At 65.8% G+C, this 13,337-nt stretch carries 18 protein-coding genes; 9 read left to right on the top strand and 9 right to left on the bottom strand.

Annotation, left to right across the window (positions count from 1 at the left end; translation table 11 throughout):
- Positions 1-23: 23 nt before the first annotated feature.
- Positions 24-653 carry a hypothetical protein gene (locus QF031_RS17985; RefSeq protein WP_307431314.1) on the bottom strand — a complete coding sequence of 210 codons (630 nt, stop codon included), beginning with the start codon at positions 651-653 and terminating at the stop codon, positions 24-26.
- Positions 654-841: 188 nt separating this feature from the next.
- On the opposite strand from QF031_RS17985, the gene QF031_RS17990 reads away from it, so the two are divergent.
- The 6 genes from QF031_RS17990 (at position 842) to QF031_RS18010 (ending at position 4,840) form a co-directional block, all read left to right on the top strand.
- Positions 842-1,690 carry a hypothetical protein gene (locus QF031_RS17990; protein ID WP_370874534.1) on the top strand — a complete coding sequence of 283 codons (849 nt, stop codon included), beginning with the start codon at positions 842-844 and terminating at the stop codon, positions 1,688-1,690.
- 4 nt (positions 1,691-1,694) lie between these two features.
- Positions 1,695-1,826 (top strand): hypothetical protein, encoded by a 132-nt coding sequence (locus QF031_RS21495; protein ID WP_370874535.1) that lies wholly within the window; start codon positions 1,695-1,697, stop codon positions 1,824-1,826.
- Complete coding sequence (locus QF031_RS17995) at positions 1,826-2,257, top strand: phage holin family protein (protein WP_307431317.1); 432 nt, start codon at positions 1,826-1,828, stop codon at positions 2,255-2,257. The genes QF031_RS21495 and QF031_RS17995 overlap by 1 nt, the downstream gene beginning before the upstream one ends.
- Positions 2,254-2,928 carry a DUF3618 domain-containing protein gene (locus tag QF031_RS18000; protein WP_307431320.1) on the top strand — a complete coding sequence of 225 codons (675 nt, stop codon included), beginning with the start codon at positions 2,254-2,256 and terminating at the stop codon, positions 2,926-2,928. Before QF031_RS17995 ends, QF031_RS18000 begins: the two co-directional genes overlap by 4 nt.
- Positions 2,929-3,032: 104 nt before the next feature.
- Complete coding sequence (locus QF031_RS18005; RefSeq protein WP_307431324.1) at positions 3,033-4,262, top strand: YihY/virulence factor BrkB family protein; 1,230 nt, start codon at positions 3,033-3,035, stop codon at positions 4,260-4,262.
- 320 nt (positions 4,263-4,582) lie between these two features.
- Positions 4,583-4,840: a hypothetical protein gene (locus QF031_RS18010; RefSeq protein WP_307431326.1), complete on the top strand. Its 258-nt coding sequence runs from the start codon at positions 4,583-4,585 to the stop codon at positions 4,838-4,840.
- Between the two features lie 159 nt (positions 4,841-4,999).
- Here the strand turns inward: QF031_RS18010 and QF031_RS18015 are convergent, their stop codons facing one another.
- The 5 genes from QF031_RS18015 to QF031_RS18035 all read right to left on the bottom strand — a co-directional run bounded on the left by QF031_RS18015 (position 5,000) and on the right by QF031_RS18035 (position 9,381).
- Positions 5,000-5,794: a glycosyltransferase gene (locus tag QF031_RS18015; protein ID WP_307431329.1), complete on the bottom strand. Its 795-nt coding sequence runs from the start codon at positions 5,792-5,794 to the stop codon at positions 5,000-5,002.
- Entirely contained in the window at positions 5,791-7,170 is a 1,380-nt protein-coding gene (locus tag QF031_RS18020; RefSeq protein ID WP_307431332.1) for a PIG-L family deacetylase, read from the bottom strand. The genes QF031_RS18015 and QF031_RS18020 overlap by 4 nt, the downstream gene beginning before the upstream one ends.
- Positions 7,164-8,225 carry a hypothetical protein gene (locus QF031_RS18025; RefSeq protein WP_370874573.1) on the bottom strand — a complete coding sequence of 354 codons (1,062 nt, stop codon included), beginning with the start codon at positions 8,223-8,225 and terminating at the stop codon, positions 7,164-7,166. The genes QF031_RS18020 and QF031_RS18025 overlap by 7 nt, the downstream gene beginning before the upstream one ends.
- A 79-nt stretch (positions 8,226-8,304) precedes the next feature.
- Positions 8,305-8,997 (bottom strand): O-methyltransferase, encoded by a 693-nt coding sequence (locus QF031_RS18030; protein WP_307431338.1) that lies wholly within the window; start codon positions 8,995-8,997, stop codon positions 8,305-8,307.
- A gap of 60 nt (positions 8,998-9,057) precedes the next feature.
- Positions 9,058-9,381: a thiamine-binding protein gene (locus QF031_RS18035; RefSeq protein ID WP_307431341.1), complete on the bottom strand. Its 324-nt coding sequence runs from the start codon at positions 9,379-9,381 to the stop codon at positions 9,058-9,060.
- Between the two features lie 124 nt (positions 9,382-9,505).
- Between QF031_RS18035 and QF031_RS18040 the strand changes: the two genes are divergently transcribed.
- The 3 genes from QF031_RS18040 (at position 9,506) to QF031_RS18050 (ending at position 11,402) form a co-directional block, all read left to right on the top strand.
- Complete coding sequence (locus QF031_RS18040; protein ID WP_307431345.1) at positions 9,506-10,129, top strand: TetR/AcrR family transcriptional regulator; 624 nt, start codon at positions 9,506-9,508, stop codon at positions 10,127-10,129.
- Positions 10,130-10,356: 227 nt separating this feature from the next.
- Positions 10,357-10,581, top strand: a complete 225-nt coding sequence (locus QF031_RS18045; RefSeq protein WP_307431348.1) for a hypothetical protein — start codon at positions 10,357-10,359, stop codon at positions 10,579-10,581.
- Between the two features lie 161 nt (positions 10,582-10,742).
- Entirely contained in the window at positions 10,743-11,402 is a 660-nt protein-coding gene (locus tag QF031_RS18050) for a hypothetical protein (RefSeq protein WP_307431351.1), read from the top strand.
- Between the two features lie 262 nt (positions 11,403-11,664).
- Here the strand turns inward: QF031_RS18050 and QF031_RS18055 are convergent, their stop codons facing one another.
- Genes QF031_RS18055 through QF031_RS18065 form a run of 3 tightly spaced genes read right to left on the bottom strand, consistent with a single transcriptional unit; the run spans position 11,665 to position 13,306 of the window.
- Positions 11,665-11,976 (bottom strand): AzlD domain-containing protein, encoded by a 312-nt coding sequence (locus QF031_RS18055; RefSeq protein ID WP_307431353.1) that lies wholly within the window; start codon positions 11,974-11,976, stop codon positions 11,665-11,667.
- A complete protein-coding gene (locus QF031_RS18060; protein WP_307431356.1) occupies positions 11,973-12,785 on the bottom strand; it encodes an AzlC family ABC transporter permease in 813 nt (270 codons plus the stop codon). Before QF031_RS18060 ends, QF031_RS18055 begins: the two co-directional genes overlap by 4 nt.
- Complete coding sequence (locus QF031_RS18065; RefSeq protein WP_307433485.1) at positions 12,782-13,306, bottom strand: DoxX family protein; 525 nt, start codon at positions 13,304-13,306, stop codon at positions 12,782-12,784. The genes QF031_RS18060 and QF031_RS18065 overlap by 4 nt, the downstream gene beginning before the upstream one ends.
- Between the last annotated feature and the right edge of the window lie 31 nt (positions 13,307-13,337).

Below are 13,337 nucleotides of genomic sequence, written 5' to 3' on the forward strand. Positions count from 1 at the left end.
TGATTCTCCGCAGGCCGCCCGGTTCAGATGCGCGGGTTTCCCTCGCCCCGTTCACCGTGCCCGGTGGAGCTGTCACCGCTGTCAGGTTGGCGCCTCCGCCCTGACCCGGCCTCAGGATCTACATCGGCGCCGGCGGCGGAAGCCTCGTGGTGCGCGCCATGGCCAATCCCGGCGCCAGGGTGCCCGGCGTCGGAATATCCGGCCTCGGAGTGCCCGGTGTCCGCACGGCCGGCATCCAGGCGCCCACCGTCCGCGTACCCTGCGTCGTGCCCGGAACGGGCGTCATGGCGCCGCTCCCCGTTCCGTCCGGCGTCGGGGTCGATCTCATCCGCCTTGCGTGCATGGCTGGCAACGTCGCCGCGCAGGGATTCTGCTTCCTGGTTGCGCTGTTCCGCTTCCTTTTGCAGCCGTGCTGCATCAACCTTGGCCTGCTCGGCATCTGCGCGCGCCCGGATGGCTTTGGCTTCCCGTTCGCGGGCGTCGATTTCCATGTTCTCGGCTTCACGCCGGATCTCGGCGGCCTTTTCCCGGTGTTCCTGGTCGCGCTTCTGCTGCATCGCTTTCCGGCGCCTTCCCCCGGCCAGAAGCAGCACCACGATCAGCACCACTACGACAACGGCAACTACCACCCACACCCATGGAGCTGTATCCATTTTTTCCCACCACTTTCCACTTCGTTGTGACCGGGCAGGCCCTCGCCATTCCGGCTGACATTTTTGGAACGGTTATAACTCGCTTAGCAAGGGTACTTACCTTTTATTAGTAACCATGCTTATCATTTTACGGCCAGTATTGCTGGTTCTTAATCAACAACCGGCCTTCTTGGAAAGAGAGAGCGAAGATGACAGAGAACCAATGGTCCGAGGATCCCGCTTACACGGCTCCTCCGGCCAGTACAGGAATTCCGGGCGAGCGGGAGCCCGCCACCTTCCCATCCACCGCCGCTCCCCTCGCCGGTGACAGCCAGTCCGGCTATGCCCAGGCCGGTGACTCCTCTGGTTCATCACGCAAGGATGCGGCCAAGGAAGAGGCCGCGGACGTAGCCCGCACTGCGAAAGGATCGGCGCAGAATGTGACCGAGACTGCCAAGAGCGAGGCCGCGAATGTGGCGCATGAGGCGAAGGCCAACGCGCAGGACCTGCTGCACCAGGCAAAGTCCGGCCTTACCAGCCAGGCAGGCACCCAGCAGCAGAAGGCCGCGGAAGGCATCCGCAACATCTCCACCCAGCTGCACAGCATGGCCAGCGCCCCGGACCAGCAGGGCATGGCCGGCGACTTGGTCCGCCAGGCGGCAGAACGCACTTCCTCGATGGCCACCTGGCTGGAAAACCGGGAGCCGGGTGACCTCCTGAACGAGGTCCAGCGGTTCGCCCGCAACCGGCCCGGAACATTCCTCCTCCTCGCCGCAGGCGCCGGCGTCCTCGCAGGACGCCTCACCCGCGGCCTCACCGCAGGCGCACCCGAAACATCCACTGCCGGCACCGGTGCAGCGGGCGTGTCCGGCCAGTACTCCGGCGCCGCCTACGGCGACCAGTACAACCAGTCGTACCCCGTTGCGGGCGGGACGGTTCCGCCCCCGCCGGTCCAGCTGCCCCGCCCCGGCCACCACAACGGCCGGCTACGACGGCGGCGCACCGGGCAGCAGCTATCCGGAGGCAGTAGGTCCGGCCAGCGGCCTGGACAGCCCTGAGCTCGTGGAAGAGCCCTGGTCAGGAAACCATCTCTCGGACGACCCGCTCCGTGACCGCGCCCTCGCCGACGATCCCATGGCAAACGATCCCCTCACCCAGGACCGCACCCGGGGCGGCCAGACGGGTGGTCTGTGATGAGTAGCCAGATTCCGGAGTCGCCGCCCAGCGCGGCGCATGTGAAAGCGGACAACGCGTCCCTGGGCGAGCTGCTCGGGGACGTGACCCGGGACCTGTCCACCCTGATGCGCCAGGAAGTGGAGCTGGCCAAGGCCGAACTCAAGCAGTCCACCTCCCGGGCAGGCAAGGGCGCCGGCATGCTCGCCGGCGCCGGGGTGGGCGGACACTTCGTCCTGCTCTTCCTGTCCCTGGCCCTGATGTGGGCCCTGGGCGCCATCATGCCGCTGGGCTGGTCCGCGCTGATCGTCGCCGTGATCTGGGCGATCATCGCCGCCGTCCTGGCCTCCATCGGCCGCAAGGAACTCAAGCAGATCAAGGGCCTGCCCCAAACCGGGGAAACCCTCTCAGAAATACCCCCAACCCTAAAACCAGGTGAGGTAAACCGATGAGCGACAACCCTGACGTCATCCGCGCAGACATAGAAGCCACCCGGGCACGCCTGGGCACCAACGTGGACGCCGTGGCCGACAAGGTCACCCCGTCCAACATCGTCCACCGCCAAACCGACAAAGTCACCGGCACCGTCAAGAACGCCGTGACCGGGGTGAAGGAGAAAATCATGGGAGCAGCAGACACCGCCACCACCAAAGTCCACGACACCACCTCCACCGGCGCCGGGCACACCACCAACGCCATGAACACCGCCGGGGACAGCCTGCACCAGGCATCAGACACCGTCTCCGCGAAACTCTCCGACGCCGGCCAGGCCGTCTCCCACGCCCCGGACCAGGTCAAAGCCAAGACCGCCGGCAACCCGCTGGCCGCAGGGCTAATCGCCTTCGGCGCCGGCATGCTGATCTCCTCCCTGATCCCGGCCAGCGACAAAGAACGCGAAGCCGCGGACCAACTCAAAACCGCCGCCCAGCCCCTGGCAACCCAGGTCACCGATGCCGCCAAAACCATGGCCCAGGACCTCAAGGAACCCGCCCAGGAAGCCGTGGAAAACGTCAAGGCCACCGCCACCGACGCCGCCCAAAACGTCAAGACCGAAGGCCAACAAGCCGCCACCGACGTCAAAGACCGCGCCACCGACGCCAAAGACAACGTCCAAAACACCTAGTCCGGCCGGTCAGAGAACCGCAAAGGCAACAGCCCTGTCCAACAGGCCGGCACCGCTCCCGCGGTCCGGCCTGTTGGCTTCGCCCCCTGATTGAGAGGACCCCCATGGCCACTCACGACGATTCCGAGACCAGCACCGCCAAGGCGGGCCAGGCTCCGGATCCGAACGACACACGGAAACCTGACAGCCCCAGGGACTTGGAGAAACCGTCCTGGAAATACATCGCCAAGAAGACCCTCCGGGAGTTCAGCAAGGACCAGTGCCCGGACCTGGCAGCAGGCCTGACCTATTACGCGGTTCTCTCGCTGTTCCCCGCCCTGCTGGCCCTGGTTTCACTGCTTGGGCTTTTTGGTGATCCGCAAAAGACCACCAATGCCTTGCTGGAGATCGTGCGTGGCTTCGCTCCCGCAGAAACTGTTAACACCATCAGCGGCCCCATATCGGAACTGACCAGCGCGCCGGCGGCCGGGTTCACCCTGGTCATCGGTCTCCTCACCGCCCTGTGGTCAGCGTCAGGTTATGTGGGCGGTTTCGGCCGGGCTATGAACCGGATCTATGAGGTGGATGAGGGCCGTGCCTTCGTGAAGTTGCGCAGCACCATGCTCGCCATCACCCTCCTTGCCGTGGTTATCGTGGCACTGCTGGCCGGCATGCTGGTCCTCAGCGGGCCGGTGTCCGAGGCAGTGGGAGGCCTTATCGGGCTGAGCGGTCCCTTCCTCATGGTCTGGAACATCGCCAAATGGCCGGTCATGGTCATCCTGATCATCGCCATCATCGCCGTCCTTTACTACGGCACCCCCAACGTCAAGCAGCCCAAGTTCCGCTGGATGAGCATGGGTTCCGCGATCGCCTTGGTCGTGTTCCTGATCGCTTCACTGGGCTTCGGCTTCTACGTGGGTAACTTCGGCAACTACAACAAGACCTACGGCGCGCTGGGCAGTGTGATCATCATGCTGCTGTGGCTCTGGATCCTGAACATGTCGCTTCTTTTCGGCGCCGAGTTCGACGCTGAGGTGGAGCGTGCGCGTGAACTCCAGGCCGGCATCAAGGCCGAGGAAACCATCCAGCTGCCGCCGCGGGACACCAAGAAGAGCGAAAAACTGCAGAAGCAGATCGACGAAGATATCAAGCACGGCCGGGAACTCCGGGAGAAGTACAGTTCGGAAGGCGGCCAGGACGGTTCCGGTGACAACCAGGACGGTCAGCACAGCGGCGACGGGCAGAACGGACCCCGCCCCGGGGAAAGCCACCGCGACCGGATCCGTGAAAAAGTGCAGCACCGCGCCGGCAACGGAGAACCCGATGACGGGAACCGGAGCCGCGGGAGCGCTTAACCAGGCAGGCACACCCGCCGCGCAGGGGGACTAGGCAGGACCTTCGAGATGGAGGAAAATTCATCTTGTAGGTCCTGTTTGGTTTCCCGGGTGCATGGAATCCGGGGCAATGCGGGGTCGGCGGTGAGATGGCCTCTTCTGAGACCGAGGCCAGTCCCCCCAGTCGCCGTCGGCCCCCTCAAACTTTCCGCGTCCAGGCTGTAACTGGACAAAGCGCGCTGAACTGCAATAATTTTTGAATACCTCGCCCGGATCCTTCCGGGACCGGCGGGGCCGCTGAAGCAGACGGCGGGATCAAGGTCGAACCCTTATGAGTGGACATGCCCGCTACCCATTTTGAAAATTTTCTTGCCGAAGCAGTTGTCGCGGACAGGGAGCCCGGACTGGGCCTCGGACGCGACGAGCTGTATGGCCTTTACACGAGTTGGTGCCTCCTGCACAAGGCAAAGCTTCAGCCGCCGGCCGCCCTGTGGGAGGCCATGCAGGATGCTGGAATCGATCCGGACAACAACAACCTTTCAATGACCGGACCGGCTGCGGCGGATTACATAGTGGCCAGCGCACCGGACTTGGTCTAAAGACCGCTTAGCCAGCCGGCAGGCACCAAGCCTGCTAGGGAGTCAAAAACCCGTAAGGCCGAAGGGCTGTTGGAAAGAAGCATCCCTCCAGCAAGAAGGGCTGCTGCCGCAGGCAGCAGCCCTTCCTGCATCCTCGTCCTGCCCGGCCGTGCCCGGCGCCTATGGCCTGGCCAGCGCCAGGAGGTATGCGGCGAAGCCCCGCGGCGCCCGCCCCACAGTCCGTCCTGATGTGAGGACCCGTGTGGTGTCGGTGGCCGCAATGCCCGCGCCGCTGCTTCGAAGCCTGTTGACCAGCGCCTGGTCTTCATCGAAATCGACGCCGGGGAAGCCACCTGCAGCGAGGTAGGAAGAGGCACGGACTCCAAGGTTGGCGCCGTACACATGGGAGTGATCCTCGGTGCCGGCGTGCCGCGCATGCCAGCGGGCCAACAGCTCGTGGTGCATGCCATGGGGGTCCGGCTGCACCGTGCCAAGGACAACATCGAAACCGAGTGCAGCCAGTTCCAGTTGCCGCACCAGCCAGTGTGGAGGCACGCAGGAATCGGCATCTGTGTTGGCGAGCCAAACCCCGCGCAGGGACATGCCCGCCAACCCGTCGCCGGTGGAAGAACTTCTTACGTTCCCCAAGGCCGTACCGACCCCGGCCTGCCTGCTCTTTCCCACACTTCGGAAGCTCGCCGGCAGGACCACAAACCGCACGTCCTCCCCGGCGACTGCCGCAGCTATCGCCGCGGACCGGTCGGTGCAGCTATCCAGGACCACCACCACCTGCACCGCCACACCGGGAAGTTCCCGCTCCGCCCGGTCGGCCGCACTTTGGACTGCGGTGAGCGCACGTTCCAGGTGCTGCTCCTCGTTGTATACGGGAATGACAACGGCAATCTGCTGGATTCTGTTGTTGCCGTGGGTTGCCGGGTGCCTCGGAGCCTCTCCCCCAACAGCGGTCGGCGTCATATCGTCACCGCATTGTCGGGGGCAATGAGGACTTCCAGCACGAAGTCGCGTTCCTGGTACAGCCCTGCGGTCCGCCACCCCAGTCGTTGTCTGGCGAGCGCGTGGACAGTGTCCCCATCCAGCTCCCACCCGTTGATGGGATGCCGCCAATGGCACAGGAGAAGGATTCCGCCGGGTTCCAGGGACGTTTCCACCCGGTCCCATAACTGCGCCAGCTCCTTAACCGCGAAATAGTAGCCCACTTCGGAAACCACCAGCAGGTCAAAGGTTCCCTGGGGCCAGGCTCCCGGCAGGACGCGCTGCTCCACCTGGACCCCGGCCCTGTTCTCCAGCCGTTGGCTGGCCCGCCGCACGGCGGTTCCGCTCGCGTCCACCGCCAGAAGGTTGCGGCACCGCGTAGCCAGTTCCGCCGTCAACGTCCCGATGGAGCAGCCCACTTCCAGGCCGCGTTCATAGGATTCCGCCGGCAGGGCTGCAAGGGTGAGTGCGCGTTTGCGCCGCTCGTACCAGCTTCTGCTGTAATTCCAGGGATCCTCGGAACCGTCATGGACGCCGTCAAAGACCAGTTCGGCGTCACTGCTGGAGTGCGGCCGCCCGGATGAAATGGGCGCGGCTGTCCAGGCGAACATCTCATAGCCGCGTGAGAAGTGTTGCAGGAACAGCCCGCTCAGCAGTGCTTCGTCGCCGGGAAGAGCAGACAATGGCTGCACCTGTGTTGCGTGCTCCGCCATGGCCTGCTTCTTGGCTCCGCGGGCAGGTTCATCCAAATGGAAACGGAGCCACCGCTGCCATTCCCGGTTCCGGGGCGTGGCCCAGTGCCAAAACCAGATGGGGTATTCCAGCAGTGCATGGCCGTCCTGCCGCGCCACGTCGGCTGCTGCTGCGCCAAGCGCGTCATGGTCACCGTGCCCGTCACCGCGGTACGGTGCCACGATGGCAAGCCGCGCCGGATCGCCGGGAAGCCGCCGGGCGGCCTCGCGGACAGCCCGGGCGATGGCTTCGGTGTGCCTTCCGAGTCCGCGGTCCGGCAGCCCGATGAACGTCCAGCGGCCCTCCAGTCCCAAGGCGGCCAGGGCGGCTGCGAACTCAGTGAGTCGGGTATGGGCCAACTGTTCCGGCTTGGTGGTGGGCGAATCCGGGTGCGACCCTTCCCCCGCTGTGCAGAGCACGACTTCGACCGCCGCTCCCAGCGCCGCAAGTGAGGCCATGAGCCCGCCGGCCCCCAGCGTTTCGTCGTCAGGATGCGCTGCCAGGACCACGAAGCGCATGCCCGCCAGTTCGGCCGGATCCAGCGGCAGTTCCGGCGCCGCAGCCAGTCCGCTTGCGGCCCACGCTTCCTCGGCGGTCCCCTGATCTGTATGCGAAAAGGTCACCATGGGCAGTCCCCCTTGAGCGCAAGCCGGCCCAGTTGGGCATCATCGCGTGCGCCATGATGCTGCCGGACGTAAAGTGCCAGGTCAGCCGTCCTCTTGGCGTACGGTTCGTCGAAGGCGAGCGGCCCCGGACCGCGGTTGGAGGCCACCAGATGAAGGACGCGTTCGACGGCGGCTGCAACAGTTCCGCGGACGCGCTTGGCCTCGCTCCAGGTACTTTGGCCTGCCCCGCCACCGAGGGTGCCGTCGTCAATGCCCGCCGCGGTGCGTGCCAGGAATTGCAGGGCTGCCGTAAGGGTCCGGTCCACCTCTCCGAGCGCGGCGAGTGCCACCTGGTCCGGCTCCCGTCCTCCCTCCGCTCCCGCAAGCAACCCGGCGCGGAAATCCCTGGCCACACCCACGGCGCCGCCCAGCCAGCACGCCGCCACGGCCATGCCGCCCCAGGCAAAGCCCTGCCGCCTGTGGTACCAACCGGTCCCGCCCACGGGAGTGGCCGGAACCTGGTCGAAACGGACACTTCCACTGGGAATCTCCCGGAGCCCGCGCGCGATCCACTCTGGTTCCTCACATGCCACGCCTGCCTGGCGAAGGCTGACCGCGAAAGCCGCCCTGCCGCCGTCGTCCGTGTGCGCGGTGACGATGGCGAAGTCCAGGCGGCCGGCAAGGGAACACCATGGCTTGGACCCGTCGAGTACAGCGCCCGCATCCCCGGATCGCGCTTCAAGCCGGGCGCCCGGCGCCTCTGCGGCGAATACGCCCCACGTACCTTGCGTGGCGTCGTCAGGTATGGACCGGTCATCCGGAAATGCGTGCCGGGACTGGGCAAGAATGGCGACGGCGTCGAGGTGCGGCTCCAGCACCCGGGCTGCGGCCACATCAGTGGCCGCCACAGAGGCCAGAAGCTCCCACAGCACAGCGGTGCTTCCTTCACCGGGCCGAGGCCAGGTCTGTCCTGCCTCGACAGCAAGCGCCAGCAGGGCAGGAACGTCACCGATTGAAGCAGCCACCGAATCGAGGAGCGGAACATATCGGGAGAGGTCTGCAGGGGTGGAGCCCATGAACACAGGAGTAGGTGCCGCGTGCAAGTACGTCCTCCATCGAAGATGTCCGGTGGGGCACCGGACGCATCTCCACAGCTTACTTACTGTTCTGCGGAAGGATGCGCGCCAGGGCGAACCCGTCCCAGCCTTTGGAGCCGACGGTCTGGATGACGGTGGCATCAAGTCGTGGATGGGCACCAAGCAGCTTGAGGGCATCGATGATTCCGGGCGCGTTAACGGGGTCGATGTCCGGGTCCAGGACAGCTCCTTCCCAGATGGTGTTGTCCAGGACGACGACGGCACCGGGCTTGCCAAGTCTTACCGCCCAATCAAGGTAACGGCTGTTGTTCTGCTTGTCCGCGTCGATGAAGATGAAGTCGAACGGCTCCCTCTCCTCTTCCTCGAGGGCAGCAAGGGTATCCAGCGCAGGGCCGAGCCGGATTTCCACCCTTTCACCAAGCCCGGCGGCATCAATGTTCGCCCACGCCACCTCCGCATGCTGGGGCAGGTACTCGCAAGTGACCAATGTGCCGCTGCGCGGAAGTCCCCGACCCATCCAAATGGTGCTGTAGCCCGCGAGCGTCCCGATCTCCAGGATCCGGTGCGCACCGGACAGCTGGACCAGGAGCTTCAGGAGCTTCCCGGAGTTCGGCGCCACTTCGATGGGCGGCATTCCAGCTTCCGCGGCAGCGCTGATGGCCTGCTGCACCGCAGCGTCCGGATGCACCACCGTATTGGACAGGAACTCCTCAGTGGCAATCCATTCCGGCCGGGGTTTGTGCTCGAACATTGCCACATTTTGGCACGCACCGTCCCGGGGGTCCAGATACTTTGGCCCCTCCGGACAGTCTTAAGGTTTCTGTGCCAGGGCGTGCTCCAGGCGGTCCACCTTCGCCGTCAACTCACCGCTGTATCCGGGCCTGATGTCTGCCTTGATCACCAGCGAGACGCGGCTTCCGTAGCGTGCCACTGCCTCGGTGGCACGTTTTACGACGTCGAACACTTCGTCCCACTCGCCCTCAATGGTGGTGAACATGGAATCCGTCTGGTTGGGGAGCCCGGACTCCCGGACAATCTTCACCGCGGCGGCGACGGCGTCGTGCACTGAGGCATCGCCAGGCCGGGAGCCTTCACTGGGAATGCCTGAAGGAGCAACAGAAAATGCAAGCAACATGCCCCCAGTCTCCCACGCTGTTTTGGGCAGCAGCGCGGGAGACTGGGGACATGTTCCCCGTCACATAAGCGCCTACCCCGGAGTAACCGTGTTGGCCGCAGGCTCCGTTGCTACCCTTTTGGGCATGAGCCTCGCAGTCGCCCGCAAGCCCCTCCGCGCAGACGCAGCGCGGAATGTGGACAAGATCATCACGGCGGCGCGCCGGTGCTTTCGTGAGTTTGGCCCGGAAGTGCCGCTCCAGACCATCGCCACCACGGCCGGTGTTGGCCCGGCTACCCTGTTCCGCAACTTCGCGGACAAGGAGGAGCTGGTGCTTGCGGCGCTCAACCGGCAACTCCGCCTCACCGTAGACCCGGTCATGGACGGAGCCCTGGCCGACATTGATGCAGCCGCCGGGTTGCTCCGCGTCCTCGAAGCACTCATGGCAGCCGCCAGTGACGATGCGAACCTGTTGTGCGCTGTGGCAGGGCGGCGTGAGCTACTCACCGGAATCACGGGTTCACTCATGGAGTCCATGAGCGTCCTGCTGGTGCGCGGACAGGGTCAGGGCAGCCTGCGCACGGATATCTCCATGACGGACATGTTCCGGCTGCTCGCCATGCTGATCGGGGTGGTAGACACCATGGAGCCCGGCTCGGACGCCTGGCGCCGGCCGCTGGCGCTTGTCGAAGACGCCATCCGCACGGCCCGCCCGTCGCGCCCGCTTCCCGTGCTGGTGCCGGTCCCGGCCGCCGCGCCCGCTTCCTAGCGCCCACTTCCTAGCGCGCCCACTCCGCTGTGGGCAGGGTCCGCGGTGGCCCAATCCCTGGCATGCACTTCCCCAGGCAGGCACGGCCCCGCTGTTGCCGATTTCATTGTTAGCAGGGAGAAGGTGCAATAGAATTCCAGTTGGGGTTAGGCAGCCAGCCTCAGGTACTTCCAGCGGGAGCGACCCATGCACTTCGTGCCTATTGGCCGTACGACGGCTGTGCTGCAATGAACCGTTCAGAGCTTCTCCACTACCTCACTGATCCCCGCGGCCCGGAGGAAGTCCTCCCTGAGCTGACAACCGGGGAACTGGTCGAACTGCTCGACGCCTTGTACCAGAACCTTGACACCCGTGATCCTGACTTTGGCGCACAGGTTTGGTACGAGATGGGCGTGGAGGAAAGCAGCCGCCGGGCCGTCTCGCCTGACGGCGCCGCACACGGGGTGGCCTAGGGAACTGCTGCATCCGCACCTGCCCACGGGCGTGCGTCGACCCGCACAGCCGAACCCCGGCCCGCCCCGCTGGTCTTCAGTGCTGGCCGCCACCCCGCAGCGCCCTTGCCGCAGTGCCCGCCCCGCAGCGCCCTTGCCGCAGTGCCCGGCCCGCAGCGCCCTTGGGGCTATCCCCTGCCCTCGTCCCCTTCCACGGTCCTGCCGTCTTCGGGCTGGCCGGCGCCCTGGCGATGCATCCGAGTGTGCTCCTGACCGCCGCGTTCCTGGCCAGCGGGTTCCTGGCCGCCGCGCTCCTGGCCAGCGCGCTCCTGATCTGGATGTTCATGTCCGGCGTGTTCATGCCCGGGGTGCTCGTGGAACTCGTTGGGAACGTGGTCCTTCGCTTCCATGAGGTGCTGTTGGAGCTTTTCTTCGGCATCCCGGCGCCGCCTTGCGGTGTCCCGCAACTCCCGGGTCGACTCCGATCCATGGGGATCAAGGTAGGCGGCGCGGTGCTTTCCTGTCTGCTCTGCCGCGCCGGAACCCCTGCACCAGGATCTTCCCTGGCGCTCCTGTCTTCCCTGGCGTTCCTGCTGGTGTCCTCGGTGCCCTGGCCGTCCTGCGGCTCAACCGGCCGTGACTGTTCGTCCATCTCGATTCCTCCTTGGTGGCCGCCTGGATGTGGGCTGCCTCTCTTCCAGTGCACCACACATGGCACCAGGAATGCGTCGGCGCTAGGCGCTGCCCGCCTCTTCCCGCCTGCGGATTTCCTGATGCACCAGGCCCCGCAGCGCCGGAACGGACGACGCCGGATCCAGGTCGAATGCGTCGCGCAGGCTTAGGGCGAGCAGTTCCAGGTCCTCTTCCGGCACGTCCGAAAGGCTGGAAAAGCGCCTAAAGAAGCGTCTGGCAGGCAGGCCGGCCCGCCGTCGGGCATTCTTGTGCCGGGGTCTGCCCGCTATGCCGCCTGCAGGATGCAGCTGATTTTCCATGGTCGCCGTTCATTGGAATGCCATGGCCAACTGCATAAGCCGATCCCATAGTACAACCGGCACCCCGCCACGGAAGTGATCTGCATCACCATCATGTGCGGTTGGCGCCCCGCTAACTCCAGCCCAGGACCCGCAGAAGGGCGGCGGTCCCGGCTCCGGCGATGACCACCACCAGGAACGGCGCCCGGAGCACCAGGGCGATCGCGGCTACGGCAAGCGCACCCAGCCTCGCGTCGGCGGCGAGGCCCTGGCCCGACACCACCGCGTTCACCACGGTAAGTGACGCGAGCAGTCCGATGGTCATGGTGCCTGCTATGCGTGATGTACGTGGATCCTCGAGGAATTTCGCGGGGACGAAGTACCCTACGATTTTCCAGGCGTAGGCAAGCAGGCAGGCAATAAGGAGCCAAATCCACAAGCTCATGCGCCCGCCTCCGGATCCGTGCGTTCCGGAGGCGGCATTCCCGGGCCGGCGCCGGCCGCGTCGTTATGAGTGCTGGCTGCCTCGTGGTGAGCGCCGGGGTGGTGGGTTCCGTAGGGCTCGACGTCGGGCTCCAGGCCTTCGTCACGGCGGCCATGGCTGAACCACCCCACGAGCGCCGCCACCACGGCCGCGACGAGGATGGGTACGCCCGGCGGCACAAAGGGAACGGCCACCACTGTAGCGACGGCGCACACGGCCGCGATGGCGATCGGCTCCCGGCCCTTGAGCCGTGGCCAGAGCAACGCAAGGAAGGCTGCGACGGCAGCACCATCAAGCCCCCACTGTTTCGGATCGCCCAACGCGCTGCCGGCGAGCGCACCAACAGCGGTGAAGAGGTTCCACAGCACGTAGACGCCGATTCCTGCTGTCCAGAAACCGCGGCGCTGCTCGGCAGGGTCCGTCTGGCCGGTACTGGTGGCTGTGGATTCATCGATGGTCAGCTGCGCCCCGACGTACTTTCGCCAGCCGGTGGGCCGCAGCAGCGCGTTCAACTGCATCCCGTAGATGCCGTTGCGCATGCCCAGGAGGGTCGCGGCGCCCATGGCCGCGATGCCCGAACCGCCACCGGCCACAACTCCGATGAAGGCAAACTGCGAGCCGCCGCTGAAAAGGAGCAGGCTCAGGGCCATGGCCTGCCAGAAGTTGAGCCCTGACGTCACCGCGAGCGCTCCGAAGGAGATCCCGTACAGGCCGGTGGCGATGCTGATGGAAATACCCACCCTGACCGCCGGAGAGGCCAGCAGCTTCACGCCCGCCCTCCGCGTCGATTCGCAGGCAGGGCGGGTTTCCGCAGGCTCCAGGCCCACAGGATGAGGGGCACCTGAAGCGGCAACCGCACGGTGTGGATCTTTCTGCGGCGGGATGAGCCGGCCGGGCCGTACGCGCGCACCAGGGCGTCCACATGTCCTGCCAGGAACGCGGTGAACATGGCAGTCAGGGCGGTGGCCGTCAGCTTCCGGGTGGGCGGGAGCAGGATTCCGACGGCGGCAGCCAACTCCAGCAGGCCGCTCACCGCAATCCACTCGTCCCGGGACAGGACGGCCAGCGGGTGCTGGGCCGCGGCGCCTTGGTCCACACTGCTACGGTCCATACCGCTACGGTCCACGTTGCCCTGATCGGTGCCGCGTTGGTCGGTGTTGGGCTGGTCCCGGTTACTTTGATCGGTGCCCGGCGAAGGATCCTGGCGGCACAGATAGCCCGGAACTACGTCCCGGTAGAAGCCGGGATCCCGGAAATGCTTGCCTGCACTTATCAGCAGGAGGGCTCCCATGGCAGCGGCGGACAGGCTCCGGATGGCTGGA

The organism is Pseudarthrobacter defluvii (genome assembly GCF_030816725.1).
Lineage (GTDB): Bacteria > Actinomycetota > Actinomycetes > Actinomycetales > Micrococcaceae > Arthrobacter > Arthrobacter defluvii_A.